The sequence below is a fragment of the Nocardioides sp. genome, assembly GCF_029937575.1.
GTDB lineage: Bacteria > Actinomycetota > Actinomycetes > Propionibacteriales > Nocardioidaceae > Nocardioides.
Genome location: NZ_JAPYPS010000009.1, coordinates 69,756 through 92,513 on the forward strand (window position 1 = coordinate 69,756; position 22,758 = coordinate 92,513).

The 22,758-nt window shown below is 68.8% G+C and carries 19 protein-coding genes; 2 read left to right on the forward strand and 17 right to left on the reverse strand.

The genetic code is table 11. The features are described from left to right. Positions 1 to 373: 373 nt before the first annotated feature. From Q1K33_RS05575 to Q1K33_RS05620, 10 genes are all read right to left on the reverse strand, one after another. A complete protein-coding gene (locus Q1K33_RS05575; protein WP_300401508.1) occupies positions 374 to 907 on the reverse strand; it encodes an NUDIX hydrolase in 534 nt (177 codons plus the stop codon). Beyond that, positions 904 to 1,767: a proteasome subunit alpha gene (gene prcA / locus Q1K33_RS05580; protein ID WP_300401510.1), complete on the reverse strand. Its 864-nt coding sequence runs from the start codon at positions 1,765 to 1,767 to the stop codon at positions 904 to 906. Before prcA ends, Q1K33_RS05575 begins: the two co-directional genes overlap by 4 nt. Then, positions 1,764 to 2,612 carry a proteasome subunit beta gene (prcB, locus tag Q1K33_RS05585; protein WP_300401512.1) on the reverse strand — a complete coding sequence of 283 codons (849 nt, stop codon included), beginning with the start codon at positions 2,610 to 2,612 and terminating at the stop codon, positions 1,764 to 1,766. The genes prcA and prcB overlap by 4 nt, the downstream gene beginning before the upstream one ends. Beyond that, complete coding sequence (locus tag Q1K33_RS05590) at positions 2,609 to 2,806, reverse strand: ubiquitin-like protein Pup (protein ID WP_300401514.1); 198 nt, start codon at positions 2,804 to 2,806, stop codon at positions 2,609 to 2,611. Before Q1K33_RS05590 ends, prcB begins: the two co-directional genes overlap by 4 nt. Positions 2,807 to 2,964: 158 nt before the next feature. Then, positions 2,965 to 4,473 (reverse strand): depupylase/deamidase Dop, encoded by a 1,509-nt coding sequence (dop, locus tag Q1K33_RS05595; RefSeq protein WP_300401516.1) that lies wholly within the window; start codon positions 4,471 to 4,473, stop codon positions 2,965 to 2,967. Positions 4,474 to 4,704: 231 nt separating this feature from the next. Continuing rightward, on the reverse strand, positions 4,705 to 5,289 hold the full coding sequence (locus Q1K33_RS05600) for a 1-acyl-sn-glycerol-3-phosphate acyltransferase (RefSeq protein ID WP_300401518.1): 585 nt from the start codon (positions 5,287 to 5,289) through the stop codon (positions 4,705 to 4,707). Between the two features lie 78 nt (positions 5,290 to 5,367). After that, positions 5,368 to 7,122, reverse strand: a complete 1,755-nt coding sequence (arc, locus tag Q1K33_RS05605; protein WP_300401546.1) for a proteasome ATPase — start codon at positions 7,120 to 7,122, stop codon at positions 5,368 to 5,370. A gap of 206 nt (positions 7,123 to 7,328) precedes the next feature. Continuing rightward, positions 7,329 to 8,060: a glutamine amidotransferase gene (locus tag Q1K33_RS05610; protein WP_300401520.1), complete on the reverse strand. Its 732-nt coding sequence runs from the start codon at positions 8,058 to 8,060 to the stop codon at positions 7,329 to 7,331. Then, positions 8,057 to 9,031, reverse strand: a complete 975-nt coding sequence (locus Q1K33_RS05615) for a tRNA (adenine-N1)-methyltransferase (protein WP_300401549.1) — start codon at positions 9,029 to 9,031, stop codon at positions 8,057 to 8,059. Before Q1K33_RS05615 ends, Q1K33_RS05610 begins: the two co-directional genes overlap by 4 nt. Before the next feature lie 58 nt (positions 9,032 to 9,089). Beyond that, positions 9,090 to 10,223: a site-2 protease family protein gene (locus tag Q1K33_RS05620; RefSeq protein ID WP_300401522.1), complete on the reverse strand. Its 1,134-nt coding sequence runs from the start codon at positions 10,221 to 10,223 to the stop codon at positions 9,090 to 9,092. Between the two features lie 69 nt (positions 10,224 to 10,292). Between Q1K33_RS05620 and Q1K33_RS05625 the strand changes: the two genes are divergently transcribed. Continuing rightward, positions 10,293 to 11,174, forward strand: a complete 882-nt coding sequence (locus tag Q1K33_RS05625; RefSeq protein ID WP_300401524.1) for a PD-(D/E)XK nuclease family protein — start codon at positions 10,293 to 10,295, stop codon at positions 11,172 to 11,174. Here Q1K33_RS05625 and Q1K33_RS05630 read toward each other — a convergent pair. The 7 genes from Q1K33_RS05630 to metH all read right to left on the reverse strand — a co-directional run bounded on the left by Q1K33_RS05630 (position 11,152) and on the right by metH (position 21,571). Beyond that, positions 11,152 to 12,183: an oligopeptide/dipeptide ABC transporter ATP-binding protein gene (locus Q1K33_RS05630; protein WP_300401526.1), complete on the reverse strand. Its 1,032-nt coding sequence runs from the start codon at positions 12,181 to 12,183 to the stop codon at positions 11,152 to 11,154. The genes Q1K33_RS05625 and Q1K33_RS05630 overlap by 23 nt on opposite strands. Continuing rightward, positions 12,180 to 13,205, reverse strand: coding sequence for an ABC transporter ATP-binding protein (locus Q1K33_RS05635; RefSeq protein ID WP_300401528.1), 1,026 nt, complete (start codon positions 13,203 to 13,205; stop codon positions 12,180 to 12,182). Before Q1K33_RS05635 ends, Q1K33_RS05630 begins: the two co-directional genes overlap by 4 nt. Continuing rightward, a complete protein-coding gene (locus Q1K33_RS05640; RefSeq protein WP_300401530.1) occupies positions 13,202 to 14,149 on the reverse strand; it encodes an ABC transporter permease in 948 nt (315 codons plus the stop codon). The genes Q1K33_RS05635 and Q1K33_RS05640 overlap by 4 nt, the downstream gene beginning before the upstream one ends. Continuing rightward, positions 14,146 to 15,150 (reverse strand): ABC transporter permease, encoded by a 1,005-nt coding sequence (locus Q1K33_RS05645; RefSeq protein WP_300401532.1) that lies wholly within the window; start codon positions 15,148 to 15,150, stop codon positions 14,146 to 14,148. The genes Q1K33_RS05640 and Q1K33_RS05645 overlap by 4 nt, the downstream gene beginning before the upstream one ends. Positions 15,151 to 15,231: 81 nt before the next feature. Next, positions 15,232 to 16,848, reverse strand: a complete 1,617-nt coding sequence (locus Q1K33_RS05650) for an ABC transporter substrate-binding protein (RefSeq protein ID WP_300401534.1) — start codon at positions 16,846 to 16,848, stop codon at positions 15,232 to 15,234. A gap of 253 nt (positions 16,849 to 17,101) precedes the next feature. After that, positions 17,102 to 17,734 (reverse strand): HAD family phosphatase, encoded by a 633-nt coding sequence (locus Q1K33_RS05655; RefSeq protein WP_300401536.1) that lies wholly within the window; start codon positions 17,732 to 17,734, stop codon positions 17,102 to 17,104. A gap of 108 nt (positions 17,735 to 17,842) precedes the next feature. Further along, positions 17,843 to 21,571 (reverse strand): methionine synthase, encoded by a 3,729-nt coding sequence (gene metH / locus Q1K33_RS05660; RefSeq protein ID WP_300401538.1) that lies wholly within the window; start codon positions 21,569 to 21,571, stop codon positions 17,843 to 17,845. A 130-nt stretch (positions 21,572 to 21,701) separates the two neighbouring features. Here metH and Q1K33_RS05665 point away from each other — a divergent pair, with 130 nt between their 5' ends. Beyond that, on the forward strand, positions 21,702 to 22,583 hold the full coding sequence (locus Q1K33_RS05665) for a PAC2 family protein (RefSeq protein ID WP_300401540.1): 882 nt from the start codon (positions 21,702 to 21,704) through the stop codon (positions 22,581 to 22,583). Positions 22,584 to 22,758 lie beyond the last annotated feature (175 nt).

The following is a 22,758-nucleotide window of genomic DNA, read 5'->3' on the forward strand; positions in this document are numbered from 1 at the left end:
GTCAACCCGGTGTAAGCAGCACCGCGAGGGAGCACCTCCAGCCACGCCAACAGGTCTCGCCTCCATTCCGCCTCGTCGTCCAGGTGCTCGACGTTGACCAAGAAGAGTCCGTGCGCCACACGTCGGTAGCCACGACGGCGCATCTGTCCGCGGATGGGTGTGTCTCGCTCGTTTGCCATGGAGCCACGGTGAGCGATGTCTGAGGCTCCGGGAGTACCCCGCACTCAAGCCTGTGGAGAGGCGGCAGGACGAGCTGGCTGTGGACAACCGGTGGGTCGCCACGCTGTTGCCGTTTGGTCCCAAACAACAACGATTGGGGCGTCGAAGACGTTGTTGGGGACCAAACGGCGTCCCCCAGCGAAGGCCAACTTGCTCACAGCAGTCCGGCGTGGTCCAGCGCCAGGTAGGCGTGCTGCACGGTGCCGAAGCTGCCGTCGCGAAGTCGCGAACGGACCTCGGCGACGTCGAGGAGGACGACCTCGATGTCCTCGTCCGCCTCGAGGAGCTGGGGTCCGGTGAGCACGCAGTCATGGGCGATGACAGCCCAGCTCACCTCGGTGCTCTTGAACCACTGGGTGGGGCCGGCCAGCTGCCAGCGCTCCGCCGACCAACCGGTCTCCTCTCGCAGCTCGCGTGCCGCGGCACGGAGGGGATCTTCGCCGGGGTCGATGATTCCTCCCGACAAGCTGGTGATCACCGCATCGGGACCCGGCCGGTACTGGCGAATGCAGACCACCCGGCCTTCACGCGTGAGCGCAAGCACGACCACCGAGTCGGACGATTCGAGCAGGTCCCACTCCGACTCACGACCGCCCGGCATCTTCAGCCGACGGCGCACGACGCGCAGGAACCCGTCGTACCGCACGGACTGGGGACCGACCCTGGCCCAGGACTGCGCGGACGTCACTCCGGGGGCGCGATGGGGGGCTCCCCCGTAACGGGGTCCTCCAGCGGCGCGACGGATCCGCTGACCTGGTCGGTGGGGTCCGCGGGGTCATCTACGAGCGGAGCGCCGCCGCCTCCACCGGGGCGTACGTCGTCGCGCGCCCCGTCATCGGGCCCCCCGGGTCCGCGGTCGCCGAGCAGATCGTCCAACCGGGCAGGGCTCAGTCGGCTGAACTTGCGGGTCTGGCTGCGAGTGCGGTCCAGTACGGCGACCTCGAGGTCCGTCGTCGGGATGACCCGGTTGCCGGACTCAGAGGCGCCCAGCGCGGTGACCGCGGCACGGAGCGCGGCGGCGAGGTCGGCGCCGGCGATCTCGCTGGCACTCAGACTTTCAGCAACTGGTTCGACCTGGCCACCCATCACCGCGAACCCGTGCTCGTCGGCGACCTGACCGTCGTAGGTGAGCCGATAGATCTGGTCGTCCTCAGCCCGATCGCCCACCTCGGCGACGAAGATTTCCACCTCGTAGGGCTTCTCACCGCCACTGGAGAAGATCGTGCCCAGAGTCTGGGCATAGGCGTTGGCGAGACCGCGACCCGTGACGTCACGCCGGTCGTAGGCATAGCCTCGCATGTCGGCGAGCCTGACCCCGGCGATTCGAAGGTTCTCGAACTCGTTGTAGCGACCCACGGCAGCGAAGGCGATGCGGTCGTAGATCTCGGACACCTTGTGCAGTGCCTGCGAAGGATTCTCGGAGACGAACAGGACACCGTCGGCGTACTGCACCGCCACCACGGACCGCCCCCGACCGATCCCCTTGCGGGCGAAGTCGGCCCGGTCCTTCATCAACTGCTCGGGCGAGACGTAGAACTGCTGGCTCATCGGCCACCCTCCTCGGTGGTCAGCGACGCCGCCGGTCCATCGGGACGACCCATGCGCCCTTCGATGACGCGATCAGCGATCGCGGCGACGTCGGCGTCCGGCATGCGCGTGCCACCGTCCTCGGTGATCACGTGCACGACCGGAAAGATGCGGCGCGTCAGGTCGGGGCCGCCGGTTGCGGAGTCGTCGTCCGCGGCGTCGTACAGCGCCTGGACGATCACCTCGACACACTGCTCAGCCTCGAGATCGTGACGATAGAGCTTCTTGAGCGCCCCGCGCGCGAACATCGATCCTGAGCCCACCGAGTGAAAGGCAGTCTCCTCGTAGCGTCCACCCGTCACGTCATAGCTGAAGATCCGGCCCTGCCCGGCGTGCACGTCGTAGCCCGAGAAGAGGGGTACGACGGCCAGTCCCTGCATCGCCATGGGGAGGTTGTTGCGGATCAGCGCTGCGAGACGGTTGGCCTTCCCGTCCATCGACAGCGTGCTGCCCTCGATCTTCTCGTAGTGCTCGAGCTCGGTCTGGAACAACCGGACCATCTCCACGGCGAGTCCGGCCGTACCGGCAATCCCGACGGCGGAGAACTCGTCGGCAGGGAAGACCTTCTCGATGTCGCGCTGGGCGATGATGTTGCCCATCGTCGCTCGTCGGTCCCCCGCCATCACGACCCCGCCCGGGAAGGTGGCCGCGACGATCGTGGTGGCGTGGGGCGCTAGGTCCGCAGCACTGCCCTGTGGCAGTCCGGTGCGTCCGGGCAGGAGGTCCGGTGCCTGGTCGCGGAGGAAGTCCGCGAACGACGAGACGCCCGGACGCAGGTAGGCCGGGGGGAGGCGAGGGTCGGTCACTGGCCACCCTTCTGGATGAACGACTTCACGAAGTCCTCCGCGTTGGACTCCAGCACCTCGTCGATCTCGTCGAGGATGTCGTCCACGTCGTTGTCGATCGCTTCCTTGCGCTCGGCGAGGTCGCTCTCGGGAGCCACCTCGGTGGTCTCCTCGGTCTCCTGGGACTTGCGCGGCTGCTTCTGCTCCTGGGCCATGTGACGACCCTACTCAGTGGTGCCTCGACTTTCGACGACCAGCCGTGGGCCTGGACGTTGCGGCGTCAACCCGATCTGGGCACAGCAGTTGCGCCGTTTGGTCCCAAACGACGACCTTGGGGCGCTACAACACGTCGTTTGGGACCAAACGGCGCAACTCAGCGCGTCAAAGCGGTGAACAGCTGTTCCGCCGAGTCGCAGCTGTCGAGGAGTTGACCCACGTGCGTCCGGCTGCCTCGCAGCGGATCGATGGTGGGCACGCGCTGCAGGGACTCGCGCCCCGGAAGGTCGAAGATGACCGAGTCCCACGAGGCCGCGGCGACGTGCTCGGCGTACTTCTCCAGGCACCGGCCACGGAAGTAGGCGCGCGTGTCGGTGGGAGGGTCGTGCATGGCGTCGTCGACCTCCTGTTGGCTCAGGAGTCGCTCCATTCGCCGGGCAGCAACGAGTCGGTGATACAGACCCTTCTCGGGCCGGATGTCGGAGTACTGGTAGTCGATGAGCTGCAGCTTGGCGTCGTCCCACGCCAGTCCGTCGCGCGAGCGGTACTGCTCGAGGAGCCTGAGCTTGGCAACCCAGTCGAGCTCCGAGGCCAGCGACATCGGGTCGCGCTCGAGCCGATCCAGCACCGACTCCCAGCGGGCCAGGACGTCGAGCGTCTGCGAGTCGGCATCAGCGCCGTACCGGTCCTCGACGTACTTGCGCGCGAGGTCGAGGTACTCCAGCTGAAGCTGGACGGCGGTGAGCGTCCGTCCGTCGTTCAGCGTGAGCGTGCCCTGCAGCGTGGCGTCGTGCGACACGGCTCGCAGTGCGGCCACCGGAGCCTCGACCGCGAGGTCACGGTCGATGAAGCGGTCCTCGATCATCGCCAGCACGAGTGACGTCGTACCGACCTTGAGGTACGTCGCGACCTCCGACATGTTGGCGTCGCCGATGATCACGTGCAGCCGGCGGTACTTCTCAGGATCGGCGTGGGGCTCGTCGCGGGTATTGATGATCGGTCGCTTCAGGGTCGTCTCGAGCCCGACCTCGACCTCGAAGAAGTCGGCGCGCTGGCTGATCTGGAAGCCCTGCTCGCGCCCGTCCTGACCTCGTCCCACGCGCCCGGCGCCACAGAAGACCTGCCGACTGATGAAGAACGGAGTCAGGTGTCGCACGATGTCGGCGAACGGCGTGGAGCGCCGCATCAGGTAGTTCTCGTGCGCCCCGTAGGAGGCACCCTTGTTGTCGGTGTTGTTCTTGTAGAGCACGATCTCTGCCCCGGACGGCAGCTGTGCGGCTCGCTTGGCGGCGTCCAGCATCACCTGCTCGCCGGCCTTCTCCCAGCGCACGACGTCCAGTGGCGTGGTGACCTCGGGCGTGGAGAACTCGGGGTGCGCGTGGTCGACGTACAGACGCGCCCCATTGGTGAGGATGACGTTGGCCAGGCCGAGGTCCTCGTCGGTGAGCTGCGAGGGGTCGGCCACCTGGCGCGACATGTCGTAGCCGCGCGCGTCGCGCAGGGGGGACTCCTCCTCGAAGTCCCATCGGGCCCGACGAGCCTTGACCGTCGCCGAGGCGTAGGCATTGACCACCTGGGACGAGGCCACCATGGGATTGGCCGTCGGCTGTCCCACGACCGAGATCCCGTACTCGATCTCGGTCCCCATCACCCGACGAACACTCATGCTCGCGAGCCTACGCTGCGCTGCAGTACGACGAGCGCGGCGGCGTGCGTTGCGGTTGCGGTCAGCGGTTGGTGGCGAACTTGACGGCCAGACCGATGCCGGCGGCGGCGAGGACGACGATGAGCAGCTTCTTCATGGTGACTCCTGGTCTTGGGGCGACGGGTTTCGCTGGTCACCACTCAACACGATTCATCGGCCTGCGTCACGACCCATGCCCGGCGCGTTGGTCGATCAGGCGCCGCTGGTCTCCTCGCGCAGTCGCGGAACCGTGGTGAGCTCGGGTCGGATGCCCTGCTTGTCGGCGTAGAAGTCGCGGATCCGCTGCATGTCAGCGCCCACGTCGCCGGTCAGGGGGAACGTCGGACCCCAGCCCACCGTGCGGCTCGGCCGGTCGAGATAGGCCAGCGTGACCGGGATGCCGGTCTGCTGGGAGATCCGGTAGAAACCCGACTTCCAGTACTCCCCCTTGCTGCGAGTTCCCTCGGCCGCGATGCCCAGGAGGAACGTCTCATCGGAGTCCGCGTCGGCGAGGAGTGCGCGGATCGTGGCCCCGGGGTTGGACCGGTCGAGCTCGACCGCGCCCGTGGACCGCATGACGACCCCCAGGGGGCCCTTGAAGAACGAGTCCTTGACGAGGAGCCGGATCTGGACGCTGTTGTCCCAGGCGAGCAGCATGGTCAGGACCCAGTCCCAGTTGGAGGTGTGCGGGGCACCCACCAGGATCCCCCTGGCCGGCACGTCGCCCGCCGTACGCCACCTGCCCAGGCGAAGCGCCAGGCGAGCGAGGTTCCTGCGGAGGAAGAAGTGGCGGCGCATGCCGAGACCGTACCGGTCCGGCGCCGGTTGCCGCGCAGGCCGGACCGGTGACACCTTCAGAGGTGTCTCAGAGGTGGCTCAGAGGTACTGGCCGGTGTTGGCCACCGTGTCGATCGAGCGCCCCGGCTCGGTGCCCTGCTTGCCGGTGATGAGCGTGCGGATGAACACGATCCGCTCGCCCTTCTTGCCCGAGATCCGCGCCCAGTCGTCGGGATTGGTGGTGTTGGGCAGGTCCTCGTTCTCCTTGAACTCATCGACGCACGCCTGCAGCAGGTGCGCGACGCGCAACCCCCGCTGGTCGTGGTCGAGGAAGTCCTTGATCGCCATCTTCTTCGAGCGATCCACGATGTTCTGGATCATCGCGCCCGAGTTGAAGTCCTTGAAGTACAGGACCTCCTTGTCACCGTTGGCGTAGGTCACCTCGAGGAAGCGGTTCTCCTCGGTCTCGGTGTACATCCGCTCGACCGTCGCACGGATCATCGCCGCGACGCACGCCTCGCGGTCACCACTGAACTCCGCAAGATCGTCGGAGTGCAGTGGCAGGGTCGAGGTGAGGTACTTGCTGAAGATGTCGCGCGCCGACTCGGCGTCGGGGCGCTCGATCTTGATCTTCACGTCGAGCCGGCCGGGGCGCAGGATGGCCGGGTCGATCATGTCCTCACGGTTGGAGGCACCGATGACCAGGACGTTCTCGAGGAGCTCGACGCCGTCGATCTCGCTGAGCAGCTGCGGCACGATGGTGTTCTCCACGTCGGAGGACACCCCCGAGCCGCGGGTGCGGAACAGCGAGTCCATCTCGTCGAAGAACACGATGACCGGCGTACCCGTCGAGGCCTTCTCACGCGCCCGTTGAAAGACCAGACGGATGTGGCGCTCGGTCTCGCCGACGTACTTGTTGAGCAGCTCGGGGCCCTTGATGTTGAGGAAGTAGGACTTCCCCTCCTGCCCGGTGCGGGCGGCGACCTTCTTTGCCAGCGAGTTGGCGACGGCCTTGGCGATCAGCGTCTTCCCGCAACCAGGCGGGCCGTAGAGCAGAACTCCCTTGGGGGGCTTGAGCTCGTGCTCCTTGAAGAGGTCGGGGTGCAGGTAAGGAAGCTCGACGGCATCCTGGATCTGCTCGATCTGGCCCTTGAGGCCACCGATCGACTCGTAGGCGATGTCGGGGACCTCTTCGAGGACGAGCTCCTCGACCTCGGACTTGGGCACCCGCTCGTAGACGTAGCCCGCCCGGGAGTCGAGCAGCAACGAGTCGCCGGCGCGCAGGGTGATCTGCTTGAGCGGCTCGGCCAGGCGTACGACGCGCTCCTCGTCGGCATTGGCGATGACCAGGACCCGCTCACCGTCGGCGAGCACCTCCTTGAACATCACCACCTCGCCGACCTGCTCGAAGTCCATCGCCGCCACCACGTTGAGGGCCTCGTTGAGCATGACCTCCTGGCCCTTGCGGAGCTCGTCGAGATCGACCGCAGGACTCACGCTGACCCGCAGCTTGCGTCCACCGGTGAAGACGTCGACCGAGTCGTCCTCGTTGCGCGCCAGGAAAGTGCCGAACCCGGCGGGCGGCTGAGCGAGCCGGTCGACCTCTTCCTTCAGGGTGGTGATCTGGTCGCGCGCCTCGCGCAGGGTTTGGGCGAGACGCTCGTTCTGTGCGGTGACCGCGGCCAACGAGCGCTGGGCGTCCGCGAGCCTGAGCTCGAGGCCGCGCGGCTGCAGTGGTCCGTCGGAGAGCCTGCGACGGAGGTCGGTGACCTCGGCCTCCAAGAACCGCACCTGGGACATCAGCTCCTCAGGGCTGGCTCCGGCACGTCCGCCTCCGTTGGCGCCTTCATCCATGTTCGACATTCGGCCCACCTCCTGTCCTGATGACCCTACCTGCGGCGAGGCGTCACGGAAGTGCGTGACCACTCGGAGTCGGTCACGTTTTGGACACCAGGCCGTGACCCACCGTTCGTCGGCGGGTCTCGGGGAGTGCGTCGTTTGGTCCCAAACGACGCCGCTTCGGCCCTGGGAGCCGTCGTTTGGGACCAAACGGCACACCTTCAGCCCAGCGAGTACCGGGCTGCGAAGTTGGCCAGGATGCGCGCCGGGTGACGTACGTCGACATGGGCCGCGGCTGCGCGCAGAGCCGCGGCCTGCGACGGCTCGAAGTAGCCGAAGGTCGCATAGGCTTCGATCCGGGTCGCCAGGCCGGCGAGGTCGAGCTCGGGGTGGAACTGGGTGGCGTACACGTTCTCCCCGACTCGGAAGGCCTGCACGGGGCACGCGGCCGACGTCGCCAGCGCAACCGAGTGCGAAGGCGCCGTGGTGAGGGCCTCCTTGTGTCCGCCGTACGCAGCGAACTCGTTCGGCAGCCCGGCCATCAGGGGGTCGTGTGACCCGGCCTCGGTCAGCGTCACCGACAGCGGTCCGACGGCCTCGGGGTACGTCGTGTCGACCACCCCGCCCTGGTGGGTACCGAGCGTGCCGATGCCGTAGCAGGCACCCAGGAAGGGAAAGTCCTGTGCGACGACGTCGTCCAGGAGCGCGAACACGTCGGACTCCGCCCGCACCTGGCGCTCGGACTTGGTGGCGGGGTCGTCGGAATAGGTGAACGACCCGCCCCCGAGAAGGACACCGGAGTAGGCATCGAGGTCCAGGTCCAGCGGGGTCAACCCGAGCTCGATGCGCTCGAGCCCGCTCGCCTCGACCCCGAGGAATCGTGCGAAGGCCTCGTGCTCGTCGACGGCGGCCAGCGGCTCGGCTCTGATCGAGAGGAGCACGAACGGCTTCACTCCGAGGCGTCCTCGGAACCGGCCCGGCTCTCGGCGTCAGCCGGGCGGGGGCCGGTGTAGTCCTCGCCGTACGCGCCCGGGGCCGGACGTCGGCGCTTGAGCGGCGCCCGCTCACCGGGAGCCATCCGGCGCGCGGTGACCAGGAAGGCTGTGTGACCGATCATCTTGTGTCCCGGCCGCACGGCCAGGCCCTCGACGTGCCAGTCACGCACGAGGGACTCCCAGGCCTGCGGCTCGGTGAAGCCACCGTGGATGCGCACGGTCTCCATGAACCGCGACAGCTGCGTGGTGGTCGCGACGTAGGCACACACGATGCCCCCAGGGCGTAGCGCACCGGCGGCCGCGTCCACACACTCCCACGGTGCGAGCATGTCGAGAATGATCCGGTCGCAGCGCTGTCCCGACTCGGGGAGTTCCTCGGCGAGGTCGCCCAGGCGCAGGTCCCAGGCCGGGTGGCCGGCGACCTCGGGCCCCTCGGCGACGCCGAAGAACTGGTGGACGTTGCGGCGTGCCACGTCCGCGAACTCCTCGCGACGCTCGAAGGAGGTGACGTGGCCGTGGGGCCCGACCGCACGCAGCAGCGAGCAGGTCAGTGCCCCGGAGCCGACACCCGCCTCCACCACGTCGGCGCCAGGGAAGATGTCGGCCATCGACACGATCTGCGCGGCGTCCTTGGGGTAGACGACCGCCGCCCCGCGGGGCATCGAGACGACGAACTCGGAGAGCAGAGGTCGGAAGACCAGGTACTCGCCACCCGAGGTCGAGGTGACGGTGAACCCCTCCTCGCGACCGATCAGGTCGTCGTGGGACATCCCGCCGCGGTTGGTGTGGAAGGTCTTGCCCACCTCGAGGCAGATGTTGTGCTTACGCCCCTTGGCGTCGACCAGACGGACCCACTCGCCCGCGCGCAGAGGACCGCGGTGAACCCCGGACCAGGCTTGCTGGGGTACGTCGTCGGAGTCGGCCGGCAGGTCGGGATCGGTGGTGGACACCGCGGCACCGTACCGGAGCAGGGCCCGGGTGGAAGGATCAGCGACCTCGCACCGCACGGTCGAGGTCGGTCAGCGACAGCACGCCCACGAGGACGCCACCCGGCTCGACCAGCAGGTACTCCGCGACGGGAGCCCGGTTGATGGCACTCAGCAGCTCGTCGCCGGTGATGTCGGCGGGTAACCGGTGGCGTTCCTCCACGGGGCGCGCGACCTGGGAGGTGGGGATCCACGGACGCCGCTCCTCGGGCACCTGGGCGACGGCGGCATCGGGCACCACGCCCACGATCGTCCCGCGGGAGTCAGCGGTGACGAGTCCCGGTGCCTCGGCCTCCCCGGCACGGCGAATCGCCTCGGCGAGCGGCATGTCGAGCGGGACTGTCAAGGTCCGCCGGGCCAGGTCTCGCACCACGACTCCCCCGACCTGCAGCCGCAGGCGAGACACCGTGAGCTCGTGGGTCGCCATCGTCCACAGCAGCAGCGCGACAGCCACGCCGAGGACCGTGTCGGTAATCGTCGACTCCTCCTGGATCCGCGGCATCACCAACAGCGTCAGCAGCAGGACACCCACCGCGACGATCCGTCCGCCGTACGCCGACACGACCGCTCCCCGTCGGGGCGATCCCGTCACCCGCCAGGCGACGGCCTTCACCAGTCGTCCGCCGTCCATCGGCGGCGCGGGCACGAGGTCCAGCAGTCCCAGGATCAGGTTGGCCAGCACGATGACCTCGAGTGCCACCGACAGCGCTCCGTCGCCGAGCAGGACCCGCAGGCCCAGCGCAGCGGCCCCGAGCACGAGCGAGGCGAGCGGCCCCACGACGGCGGTGGCGAACTCCTCCCTCGGGCTCGCGGCTTCCCCCGTGACGGCCGTGCGCCCGCCGACCAGGCTCAGTGTGATCGAGTCCACGTCGTGGCCGTAGCGGCGAGCCAGGACCGCATGGGCGAGCTCGTGGACCAGCACCGCGCCGTAGACCAGCACGCCGATGCCCACGCCGACCAGGTACACGCCCGGTCCCAGCCCGGGGCTCTCCTCATGCAGTCGCGGCACCAGCGCGAGCGTCAGCACGGCGACGAGGATCGCGGTCGTCGCCGACACACGCACCGGCACGCCCAGCAGTGACCCCACGGGGAGGGAGCCAGGTGTCCGCACCATGCGGCGCGGAGACGACGACATGTCCGGAGCCTACCGGCCCGGTCGCACCGGCCCACGTGCAACGTCGGCGCCCACACCTAGGCTGGTCGCATGACGAGTCCGGTGGTGCCGAGCATCGAGGTCGACGGGACCACCGTGATCGGGAGCCTCTCGCCCAGCCGCGCCGGCGACTTCCTCCAGTGCCCGCTGCTCTACCGGTTCCGCACCATCGACCGGCTCCCCGAGCCGACCTCCCCGGACGCGCTGCGTGGCACGGTGGTGCACAAGGTGCTCGAGGACCTCTTCGACGTCCCGGCCGCCGGGCGCACGCCCCGCCAGGCGGCCGACCTCCTCGTCCCGACGTGGCAGGCGTTGGTGGAGGCCTCACCCGAGGTGATGACGATGTTCGAGGGCGACGGCCCCGACCTGGCGGCGTGGTTGGAGTCGTGCCAACGGGTGCTGAGCACCTACTTCGACCTCGAGGACCCACGACGCCTGGAGCCCGCCGAGCGTGAGCTGTACGTCGAGTCGTTGCTGGCCTCGCGCATCGTGCTGCGGGGCATCGTCGACCGGGTCGACGTCGCCCCCGACGGCGCGATTCGGATCGTCGACTACAAGACCGGCCGCTCACCGGGCGAGGGTTTCGAGGCCAAGGCGCTCTTCCAGCTCAAGTTCTACGGCCTGGTGCTGTGGCGGATGCGTGGCGTCGTGCCGGCGATGCTCCAGCTGGTCTATCTCGGCAACGGCGAGATCCTCCGCTACGCACCCGACGAGCAGGACCTCGTGGCGACCGAGCGCAAGGTGGAGGCCGTGTGGCGCGCGATCGAGCAGGCGCGTCAGCAGGGCGAGTGGCAGCCCCGACGCAGTCGCCTGTGTGACTGGTGCGCCCACCAGGCGCTGTGTCCGGAGTTCGGCGGCACGCCACCACCGCTGCCGGGCCAACCGTCCCAGGACGAGGCGGCCCGCCCGCTCAGTCCGCTTCCAGGTCGGTGAGCGCGACCTCGTGCGGGCCGATGGCGCCCGACGAGATCTCCTCGGCCCAGTGACACGCGACCCGGTGCCCGGGGAAGACCTCCCGGAGCTCGGGGCGTTCGTCGTGACACCGGCTCTCCTGCCGGAACGGGCAGCGCGTGTGGAACGTGCACCCGCTCGGCGGGTTGGCCGGCGAGGGCAGGTCGCCCTGGAGGATGATCCGTTCCCGCGACGCCTCGACGGCGGGGTCCGGCACGGGCACCGCTGACATCAGCGAGCGCGTGTAGGGGTGGGTCGGGCTCGCGTAGAGGTCGTCGGCACCGGCCTGCTCGACGATGCCTCCCAGATACATGACGGCGACCTCGTCGGCCATGTGGCGCACCACCGCGAGGTCGTGGGCGATCACCAGGTAGGTCAGCCCGAGCTCCTCCTGGAGGTCGTCGAGCAGGTTCAGCACCTGAGCCTGGATCGAGACGTCGAGGGCGGAGACGGGCTCGTCCGCGATCACGAACCGCGGCTCGAGGGCGACGGCGCGGGCGATCCCGATCCGCTGCCGCTGACCTCCCGAGAACTCGTGCGGGTACTTGCGCGCCGCAGACGCCGGCAGACCGACCTGGTCCAGGAGGCGGCGCACCCGGGTGGCGTCGTAGGGGATGCCGTGGGCCCGCAGCGGCTCGGTCAGGATCGTCTCCACGCTCTGGCGTGGGTTGAGGCTGGCCATGGGGTCCTGGAACACCATCTGCATGTTCTGGCGCATCGAGCGCAACCGCTCGCCGGACAGGCCCGCCACGTCGGTGCCATCGAACCGCACGCTCCCCCGGGTCACCGGCGCGAGGCGCAGCATGGCGCGCCCGAGCGTCGACTTGCCGCACCCGGACTCCCCCACGAGACCCAACGTCGAGCCGGCGTCGATGTCGAGGCTCACACCGTCCACCGCGCGCACCGCCCCGACCTCACGGCTGAACAGCAGCCCGCGGCGGATGGGGAAGTGCACCTCGAGGTCTCGCACCTGGACGAGAGGGTCGCTCATGGTGCCTCCTGCTGGGACGCGGCCCCGGTCAGCGGATGGAAGCATCGCAGCGCACGACCCTCGGACTGCTCCAGTGGTGGGGCCGAGTCGGTGCACTGATCAGCACGGTGCGCGCACCGGGGGGCGAAGGCGCACCCCTGCTCCCACGGAATCGTCTGGGTGGGAGAGCCCGGGATCGGGGTCAACCGTTGTCCACGCGGGGAGTCCAGCCGCGGGATGCTGCGCAGCAGCCCTCCCGTGTAGGGGTGGCGGGGCTCGGCGAAGAGGCGATCCCGATCGGCGGACTCCACGATCCGACCCGAGTACATCACCCGCACGTCGTCGCACAGTCCGGCTACGACGCCGAGGTCGTGGGTGATCATCAGCAGCGCCGCATCGGTGTCGGCCACCAGCTCCTTGAGGACCTCGAGCACCTGTGCCTGGATCGTGACGTCGAGCGCCGTCGTCGGCTCGTCGGCGATCAGGAGCTTGGGCTCGCACGCCAGCCCGATGGCGATCAGCACGCGTTGCCGCATCCCGCCCGAGAGCTGATGCGGGTACTCCTTCATCCGGCGACCTGCGTCCGGGATGCCGACCCGCGTCAGCAGGTCCACCCCGCGCTCGAAGGCCTCCGAGCGCGAGACCTTGAGGTGGCGTTGGACCACCTCGGCCACCTGCCGGCCGATCGTCACCACCGGGTTGAGCGACGTCATCGGGTCCTGGAAGACCATGGCGATCTCGCTGCCCCGCAACCGACTCATCGCGCGACGGTCGCAGGTGAGCAGGTCGGTGCCGCGGTAGAGCACCTCCCCGCTGACCTGCACCCCGCGCGAGGGCAGGAGGCCCATCACGGCCAGCGCGGTGACCGACTTGCCGCTGCCGGACTCCCCCACGATGGCCAGGTGCTGCCCCGGGTTGATGTCGAAGGACACCTCGTCGACGGCGGCGAAGCTCTCCTGCCCGCGCAGCCCGAAGCGGACGCTCAGGTCACGCACCGAGAGCAGTGGCTCGTCCGGTCTCGTGGCGGTCCGTGCCCGGCTCATCGTCTGCTCCTCGGGTCGAGTGCCTCGCGCAAGGCCTCACCGAACAAGGTGAACCCCAGTGCGGTGATGGCGATCGCCGCGCCGGGCAACAGCGCCAGCTGTGGCGCCGCCTCGAAGCGGTCCTGGGCTGCCACCAGCATCCGTCCCCACTCTGCGACCGCAGGGTCCGGCTGGCCCAGCCCCAGGAAGGACAGCGCGGCCACCTCGATGATGGCGGTGGCGAGGTTGAGGGTGGCCTGCACGACAGTGGGCCCGATCGAGTTGGGCAGGACGTGACTCATCACGATCTTGCGCTTTCGGATCCCGAGCGCCTCGGCAGCCAGGACGTAGTCGGAGCGACCCTGCGCAAGCATCGATCCCCGCAGCAGCCTGGCGAAGATCGGCACCTGAGCGGCTCCGATCGCGATCATGATGGCGTAGGAGTTCTGCCCCAGCACGGCCGCGATGCTGACGGCCAGCAGGAGGCTGGGCACCGAGAGCATGATGTCGACGACTCGCATCACGACGTTGTCGATCCAGACGCCCGGGCGACCACCGACGGCGATGGCGCCGCCGGAGACGATCCCGAGCGCGGCACCGAAGGCCAGGCCGATCGCCGTCGCCACCACGCCGTAGACCAACGACTGGCGCGCGCCGTAGACGAGCTGGGTGAACAGGTCGGAGCCGAACCGGTCGAGCCCGAGCAGGTGGTCGTCGCTGGGGCCCGGCACCGACGTCGGGGTCACGTCCCCCGACCACTCGGCAGAGCCGGGCTGGTACGGCGTCAGCAGCGGCGCGACGAGGGCAACGACGACGAAGGCCAGCACGATGACCGCGCCGACGATGGCCGTCGGGTTGCGGCGCAGCCGGGAGCCGGCAGCACGCCACAGGCTGACGCCGGGTGCGTCGTCGGCGGTGACCAGGACGTCGGGTGACCCGCCCGCGGGAGGAAGTGGCGCGCTCACGAGACACGCACTCGAGGGTCGACGACTCCGTAGGCCATGTCCACGGTCAGATTGATCAGGGCGTAGATGATGGCGATGAGCAGGATGTAGCCCTGGAGCACGGGGTAGTCGCGCTGCCCGATCGAGTCGAACAGGAAGCGTCCGATGCCGTTCCAGGCGAAGACGCTCTCGGTCAGCACCGCACCGGAGAAGAGCAGTCCGGCCTGCAGACCGATCGTGGTCATGACCGGCAGCATCGCGTTGCGCAGGATGTGTCGCCGCGAGACCAGCATCCTGCTCAGCCCCTTGCTCTCCGCCGTACGGACGTAGTCCTCGTTGAGCACGTCGGCTACCGCAGCACGCGTGATCCGCACGATGATGGCCAACGGAATGGTGCCCAGCGCCACGGCCGGCAGGACCAGGTGGGTGAGCGCGTCCAGGGCCGCGTCCCACTCGCGAGTCAGGAGCCCGTCGAGGACGTAGAAGTTGGTGATGTGCGTGGCGTCGATGCGCGGGTCCTGGCGCTGCGACGTGGGCAGCAGGTCCAGCCAGTTGGCGAAGACGAGCTTGAGCAAGATGGCCAGGAAGAACACCGGCGTCACCACTCCGATCAGCGACCCCGACACGATGGTGGTGTCCAGGAGCCTGCCCTGGTGCCGTGCCGCGTAGTAGCCGAGTGGGATGCCCAGCACGACGGCGAACAGCAGAGCGGCCACGCCCAGCTCGACGGTGCCGGGGAACTTCTCGATGAAGCTCTCCAGCACCGGTTGCCCCGTCTTGATCGACGAGCCGAAGTCTCCCCGCAGCAGCGCCCAGACGTAGGAGCCGTACTGCTGCAGGAGTGGATCGTTGAAGCCGTAGACCTCGTTGACCCGGGCGATGCCCTCCGGGGTTGCGCGCTGGCCGAGCAGCGAGCGGGCGGGCTCGCCCGGCAGTGCGCGAACCCACACGAAGAGAAGGACGGAGAGTCCGAGGAGCACCGGCACCAGCAGAGCCAGGCGTCGCAGGGCGAAACGCAGCATCTCAGCTCCCGAAAGCGTGGACGACGTGGGCGCGAACGGGTGCGCCGACCGGAGACGGCCGGCGCACCCTCATGGTCGTGATCAGCCGACCGACACGGCGTTCCAGACCTCGTCGTTGACCGGGCTGGGCTCGTAGCCGGTGACGTTCGGGCCGAAGGCGAGCGAGGGAGCCGGGTGCGCCAGCGGGACGCCGGGGAGGAACTCCATCACGTCGGCGTTGATCTCCTCGTAGAGCGGGATCTGCTCCTCGACCGTCGGGATCTGGCGCGCCTCGCGGAGCTTGGCGAACAGGTCGGAGTTGTCGAAGCCCCACTCGTCGGTCGCGGTCCCGAAGAAGACTCCGACGAAGTTGTCGGTGTCGTTGTAGTCGCCGGTCCAGCCCAGCAGGTGGATGCCATGGTTGGCCGAGCCCTGGATCTTCTCCAGGTAGTCGGGGTTCCAGACATCAGCGGTGGGCTTGATCTTCAGACCGACGGCCTCCAGCTGCGAGCGCACGACGTTGAACGTGTCTGCGGGCGAGGGCATGTACGGACGGCTGACGTCGGTCGGGTAGTTGAACTCGATGGTGGCGCCCTCCGCGCCCGCCTCCGCGAGCAGCTCCCGCGCGCGGTCCGGGTCATAGTCGTACTCGGTGACCGAGTCGTTCCAGCCGGCCACGGTCTGCGGCATGAACTGCGTGGCGAGCTCTGTGCCCTCGGGCAGCGACGCGCTGGCCACGGCCTCCTTGTCGATCGCGTAGGCGATCGCCTGCCGCACGCGCAGGTCGTCGAGGGGCTTCTGCTTCTGGTTGAAGCCGACGTAGAGCACGGTGAAGGGATCACGGGGCAGCACCTGCATGCCGGCGTCCTCGAGCGGAGCGATGTCGGCCGGGCCGATCAGGTCGGCGCCGTCCACCTCGCCGTTCTCGACCGCCGTGGCGCGAGCCTTCGGGTCCGAGATCGGGACGATCCGCACCTCGTCGACCAGGGCGACGTCGCCCCAGTAGTCGTCGTAGCGCGAGAGCGAGACGCTGTTGCCGCGATCCCACTCGTCGAAGACGAACGGTCCGGTGCCGGTCGGGTGCGCGGTGGAGTACTCGGTGGTGAGCACATTGGCGGCGCCGTCCTCCTGGAACTCCTCGAGGGCAGCGGGGCTCTGCATGGAGAAGGCCGGCAGCGAGAGCGCGGAGATGAATCCGGCGAACGGCTCGTTGAGTGTGATCACGGCCTCGCTCTCACTCGAGGCCTCACACCCGGCGTACAGGGCCGCATCGGAGTCGGGGCCGGTCGCGAAGCCCCGGAAGAGTGCGCCGTAGTAGTAGGCGAGGTCGCCGCTCTGGGCGCTCTCGGGGAAGTTGTACCAACGGTCGAAGTTGAAGCACACGGCCTCGGCGTCGAAGGCGGAGCCGTCGTGGAAGGTGACCCCCTCGCGCAGCTGGAAGGTGTGGGACAGGCCGTCCTCGCTGGTCTCCCACTCCGTCGCGAGCAGCGGCGCGGGGTCGGCGGTGCCCGGCATGGTGCCCACGAGGCCTTCGAAGATCTGACGCGCTACCCGGAACGTCTCGCCGTCCGAGGCGAAGGCGGGGTCGAGCAACGTGGGGTCGGCAGCACCCGCGAAGACGAAGGTCCCGCCACCCGAGCCCTCCCCCGACGGACCGTTGCCTCCGGACTCGTCCCGATCGCTCTCGGCACACCCGGCCAACGCGATGGAGGCCGCCACAGCGGCAACCACTCCTCGACGTACTCGACGATTGCTCGTTCGCACAGCTCACCTCATGCCTCGCGGCCGGACCACCCGGAGCCCGGCGAATTCTCGGCACATTACTGCTGCAGACGGCGCGCGGCCATCCCGTCAGCACCGCAATGTGTTGCGCTTCGGTAACGAAGAGCCATCATCTGCGGGCTCAGCGGCTCGAACGCACGCAGATCTTCCGGCTGTCGCCGCCCCCCGGCGTCGTCGACTGGGGAGGTGCTCAGAGCACCAGGGCTCCGAGCCGGTCGGCGCTAAGGCCCAGGAGGCTCGAGCGCACCACGCGTCGTCCTCCGCCCGGGACCGGCACGTGGTTCGGCACCGTGAGCACCGTGCACCCTGCCGCCTCGGCGGAGCGGCAGCCGGTGTCGGAGTCCTCGATGGCCAGACACCGAGACGGATCGACCCCGAGCTCTGCGGCAGCGGTGAGGTATGGCTCGGGGTGGGGCTTGCCGTGCTCGACCCGGTCTCCGGTGACCACCGTCTGGAACGACCCGGGCGGCAAGGCAGCGACGATCGGGGCGGCGAAGCGCTCGTAGGACATGGTCACCAGCGCGCAGGGCACACCGGCGGCCCGCAGGTCGGCGAGGAGCTCACGGGCTCCGGGACGCCACGGCACCGACTCCGCGAGACGGGCGACGACGCCGTCCAGCAGGCGCTCGACAATCTCCTCGGGCGTCAGCGCCAGGCCCATCTGCTGCTGGATGAAGCGACCGGAGGTCAGCAGGTCGTTGCCCACCAGCTGCAGGGCGAGAGCCTCGGACCAGTGCGCGTCGTACTCGGCAGCGAGCTCGAACTCGGTGGCGATCCAGTAGGGCTCGGTGTCGACCAGAGTGCCGTCCATGTCCCACAGCACGGCCGCCGGGGACGGCGCCGGAGATGACGCCGTTTGGTCCCAAACGACACGATCGGCGCCCGAAATGTCGTCGTTTGGGACCAAACGGCGCGACTCAGCCACCAGCCCTCAGTCCTCGGGCTCGTAGCCGAGGTTGGGTGAGAGCCACCGCTCGGCCTCGACCAGGGTCCAGCCCTTGCGCTCGGCGTACGCCGCCACCTGGTCGCGACCGAGGCGGCCGACGACGAAGTACTGCGACTGCGGGTGGCTGAAGTACCACCCGGACACCGAGGCGCCGGGCCACATCGCCATCGACTCGGTCAGGGTGATCCCGGTCTGCTCCTCGACGTCGAGCAGGTCCCACAAGGTGAGCTTCTCGGTGTGGTCGGGACAGGCCGGGTAGCCCGGGGCCGGGCGGATGCCGTCGTACCTCTCGGCGATCAGGTCGGCGTTGGAGAGGTCCTCGTCGGAGACGTGGCCCCAGAACTCGGTGCGCACCCGCTGGTGCAGCCGCTCGGCGAACGCCTCGGCCAGGCGGTCTGCCAACGACTCGAGCAGGATGGCGTTGTAGTCGTCGAGGTCGTCCTTGAAGGCTTGGACTCGCTCGGGAAGGCCGATCCCCGCAGTGACCGCGAAGCCGCCCACGTGGTCGGCGAGGCCGGAGTCGACCGGGGCCACGAAGTCGGCCAGCGACCGGTTGGGGATGCCCTCGCGGTGCTCGCCCTGCTGACGCAGGTGGTGCAGCGTCGCGTGCACCTCGCTGCGCTCGTCATCGACGTACACCACGGTGTCGTCGCCGTCGGCGGCCGCGGGGAAGAACCCGTAGACCCCACGCGCGGTCAGCCACTTCTCTGCCACGATCGTGTCCAGCATCTCCTGGGCGTCGTCGTAGAGCTTGCGGGCCGTCTCTCCGGTGGCGGGACTGTTGAGGATGTCGGGGAACTTCCCCTTCATCTCCCAGGCGTTGAAGAACGGCTGCCAGTCGATGTAGTCGCGCAGCTCGGCGATGTCGTAGTCGTCGAGCAGATGCACCCCGGGGCTCGCCGGCGCCGGTGGCGTGTACGACGTCCAGTCGACGGGGGTGGCGTTGTCGCGGGCCGCGTCGTACTTGAGCAGCTTGCGGTCGCCCTTGTTGGCGTGCCGGGCCCGCAGGGAGTCGTAGTCGACCTTGATGTCGGCGAGCAGGGACTCGCGCCGGGTCTCGTGGAGCAGTGCGGCCGCGGTCGGCACGGAGCGCGAGGCGTCCTTGACCCAGACCACAGGCCCCTCGTAGCGCGGGTCGACCTTGACGGCCGTGTGAGCCCTCGACGTGGTGGCCCCTCCGATGAGCAGCGGAATCGTGAGTCCCTGGCGCTGCATCTCGGTCGCCAGCGAGACCATCTCGTCCAGGGACGGGGTGATCAGACCGGAGAGGCCGATGATGTCGGCGCCCACCTCCGCAGCAGTGTCGAGGATCTTCTGCGCCGGGACCATCACGCCGAGGTCGATGACCTCGTAGTTGTTGCACTGCAGCACGACGCCCACGATGTTCTTGCCGATGTCGTGCACGTCGCCCTTGACCGTCGCCATCACGATCGTGCCGTTGGTGTCCTTGGCAGTGGCGAATTCGGGGTTGTCGAGCTTCTCCTGCTCGATGAACGGGATCAGGTGGGCCACAGCCTTCTTCATGACCCGGGCCGACTTCACCACCTGCGGGAGGAACATCTTCCCGGCGCCGAAGAGGTCGCCGACGACGTTCATGCCGTCCATCAACGGGCCTTCGATGACCTCGATCGGGCGGCCCCCGCGCTCGGCGATCTCCAGGCGCAGCTCCTCGGTGTCGGACTCGGCGAAGGCGTCGATGCCCTTGACCAGGGCGTGGGTGATCCGCTCCCCCACGGGCAGCGAGCGCCACTCCTCGACGGTGGCCTCCACGGCCTCGCCCGCCTTGTTGTGCTCCTCGGCGATCTCCAGCAGCCGCTCGGCCGCGTCGGGTCGCCGGTTGAGGACGACGTCCTCGATGCGCTCACGCAGCTCGGGCTCGACCTGGTCGTAGACCACGAGGGCACCGGCGTTGACGATCCCCATGTCGAGCCCGGCCTCGATGGCGTGGAACAGGAAGACGGCGTGGATCGCCTCGCGCACCGGGTTGTTGCCCCGGAACGAGAAGCTGACGTTGGAGATGCCGCCGGAGACCTTCGCGCCCGGAAGGTTTGCCTTGATCCAGCGGGTGGCCTCGATGAAGTCCAGGCCGTACGAGGCGTGCTCCTCGATGCCGGTCGCGACGGCGAAGACGTTGGGGTCGAAGATGATGTCCTCGGGGTCGAAGTCGACCTCGTCGACCAGGATCCGGTAGGCGCGCTCGCAGATAGCCTTGCGGCGCTCGAGGTTGTCGGCCTGCCCGTCCTCGTCGAAGGCCATCACGACCGCAGCCGCGCCGTACTGCTTGACCAGCCGGGCGTGCTCGCGGAAGGTGTCCTCGCCCTCCTTCATGGAGATCGAGTTGACGATCGCCTTGCCCTGGACGTTCTTCAGGCCGGCCTCGATCACCTCCCACTTCGAGGAGTCGACCATGATCGGCACCCGGCTGATGTCTGGCTCGGAGGCGATGAGCTTGGTGAAGCGGTCCATCGCCGCGACGCCGTCGATCATCCCCTCGTCCATGTTGACGTCGATGACCTGGGCGCCGTTCTCGACCTGCTGGGCGGCAACGGCCAGGGCCGCGTCGTAGTCGCCGTCCTTGATCAGGTTGCGGAACTTCGCCGACCCGGTGATGTTGGTGCGCTCACCCACGTTGACGAAGAGACTGTCCTCGTCGACCGTGAACGGCTCGAGGCCGGAGAGCCGCAGCGCGGGAGGTACGGCGACCCGCTCGCGCCGCGGCTGGTCGGCCACGGCGGCAGCGATCGCCGCGATGTGAGCCGGTGTGGTGCCGCAGCAGCCTCCGGCGAAGTTCACGAAGCCCGCGGAGGCGAACTCGCGCAGCATCTCCGCGGTCTCGTCGGGCGACTCGTCGTACTCGCCGAACGCGTTGGGCAGACCGGCGTTGGGGTAGCAGGACACGAAGCTGTCCGCGAGCCGGGACATCTCGGCGATGTAGGGGCGCATCTCCTTGGCACCCAGCGCGCAGTTCAGACCGACGGCAAGCGGCCTGGCGTGGCGCACGGAGTCCCAGAACGCCTCGGTGACCTGACCGGACAGGGTCCGGCCGGATGCGTCGGTGATCGTGCCGGAGATGATCAGCGGCCAGGTTCGGCCCAGCTCCTCGAACAGGGTCTGGACCGCGAAGATCGCCGCCTTGGCGTTGAGGGTGTCGAAGATCGTCTCGATGAAGATCAGGTCGGAGCCCCCGTCGACGAGCCCGCGGGCCGCCTCGACGTACGCCTCCACGAGCTGGTCCCACGAGACGTTGCGGGCGCCCGGGTCGTTGACGTCGGGTGAGATCGAGGCCGTGCGCGTGGTCGGCCCCAGAGCGCCGCCGACGTACCGGGGCTTGGTGGGGTTCTCGGCGGTCACCTCGTCGCACACGCGCCGGGCCAGCAGGGCGGCCTCGTAGTTGAGCTCGTAGGCGAGGTCCTCCATGCCGTAGTCGCCGAGCGAGATCCGGTTGGCGTTGAACGTGTTGGTCTCGATGACGTCGGCCCCGGCCTCGAGGTACTCGCGGTGGATCCCGGCGATGATCTCCGGCTGCGTCAGCGTCAGCAGGTCGTTGTTGCCCTGCAGGTCGCTGGGCCAGTCGGCGAAACGCTCGCCGCGGTAACCCTGCTCGGAGGGTCGGTCGCGCTGGATCGCTGTGCCCATGGCGCCGTCGAGCACCACGATCCGCTCGTTCAGGAGCGCGGTCAGGTCGGCAGTGGCATCGGGGCGGTAGTCAGGCAACGGGTCTCCTGGGGTGGGCTTCGAGCTCAAGCTGCGCCGTCCACGTCGTGGACATGATTCTCAGATCGTGACACCGGCGCGCGGTGCGGGTGAAATCCTCAACGCCCCAGGCTCCTCTAGGCTTCCCATCGTGATCGAGATGGAGGACACCCCGGACCTGGTCGACCCGCTGGTGATCGCGGCCTTCGAAGGGTGGAACGACGCAGCTGACGCCGCGTCCTCGGTGGTCGACCACCTGATGGAGGTCTGGAACGCGCGCGTGATCGCGGCGGTCGACCCCGAGGAGTTCTACGACTTCCAGGTCAACCGACCGATCGTGGGGACCGACGACCATGGGCATCGCCGACTCACCTGGCCCAGCACGCAGATCGCCGTCGCCTCACCGCCCGACCTGGACCGCGACGTGATCCTGATCCGAGGGATCGAGCCCAACATGCGGTGGCGCCAGTTCTGCGCCGAGCTGCTCGCGGCCTGCGACGAGCTCGGCGGTGAGCTCGTGGTGACGCTCGCTGCCCTGCTGGCCGACACCCCGCACACCCGACCCATCCCGGTGACGGGTACGGCGACGGAGCCGGAGCTGGTCGACCGGCTCAAGCTCGAGCAGTCCACCTACGAAGGCCCGACCGGCATCGTGGGTGTCTTCCAGGACGCGTGCGCACGCCTCGACATCCCGGCGGTGTCCTACTGGGCGGCGGTGCCGCACTACGTCGCCCAGCCTCCGTGCCCCAAGGCCACGCTGGCGTTGCTAGGGCAGCTCGAGGACCTGCTCGAGGTCTCGATCCCGCTCGACGACCTCGCTGAGGACGCCAAGGCGTGGGAGCGCGGGGTCGACGAGCTCGCCGAGGAGGACGAGGACGTCGCCGACTACGTGCGCTCCCTCGAGGAGACCCGCGACACCGCGGACCTGCCCGAGGCCTCGGGCGAGGCGATCGCGCGTGAGTTCGAGCGCTACCTGAAGCGACGGGGCGGCGACGGGCCGTCCGCGCCGCCGCAGCCACCCGCGCCCGCATGAGCGCGTCTCGACCGGCGTCGCCAGAAGGTGCCGTTTGGTCCCAAACGACAACAACTACGACCGCACTTGCGTCGTTTGGGACCAAACGGCGCCATCCAGCACGCAGCTGTGCGGCAGACTCCTAGCCTCGATGTTTCGTCAGGCTGGTTGAGGAACGGCTGATTGGTACGACGCT

What these genes read in the sequence shown, in the direction of transcription:
- prcA (WP_300401510.1), bottom strand. Translation starts at nt 1,767, where the DNA reads ATGAGCCAGCAGTTCTACGTCTCGCCCGAGCAGTTGATGAAGGACCGG.
- Q1K33_RS05590 (WP_300401514.1), bottom strand. Translation starts at nt 2,806, where the DNA reads ATGGCCCAGGAGCAGAAGCAGCCGCGCAAGTCCCAGGAGACCGAGGAG.
- dop (WP_300401516.1), bottom strand. Translation starts at nt 4,473, where the DNA reads ATGAGTGTTCGTCGGGTGATGGGGACCGAGATCGAGTACGGGATCTCG.
- Q1K33_RS05600 (WP_300401518.1), bottom strand. Translation starts at nt 5,289, where the DNA reads ATGCGCCGCCACTTCTTCCTCCGCAGGAACCTCGCTCGCCTGGCGCTT.
- arc (WP_300401546.1), bottom strand. Translation starts at nt 7,122, where the DNA reads ATGGATGAAGGCGCCAACGGAGGCGGACGTGCCGGAGCCAGCCCTGAG.
- Q1K33_RS05620 (WP_300401522.1), bottom strand. Translation starts at nt 10,223, where the DNA reads ATGTCGTCGTCTCCGCGCCGCATGGTGCGGACACCTGGCTCCCTCCCC.
- Q1K33_RS05625 (WP_300401524.1), top strand. Translation starts at nt 10,293, where the DNA reads ATGACGAGTCCGGTGGTGCCGAGCATCGAGGTCGACGGGACCACCGTG.
- Q1K33_RS05630 (WP_300401526.1), bottom strand. Translation starts at nt 12,183, where the DNA reads ATGAGCGACCCTCTCGTCCAGGTGCGAGACCTCGAGGTGCACTTCCCC.
- Q1K33_RS05635 (WP_300401528.1), bottom strand. Translation starts at nt 13,205, where the DNA reads ATGAGCCGGGCACGGACCGCCACGAGACCGGACGAGCCACTGCTCTCG.
- Q1K33_RS05645 (WP_300401532.1), bottom strand. Translation starts at nt 15,150, where the DNA reads ATGCTGCGTTTCGCCCTGCGACGCCTGGCTCTGCTGGTGCCGGTGCTC.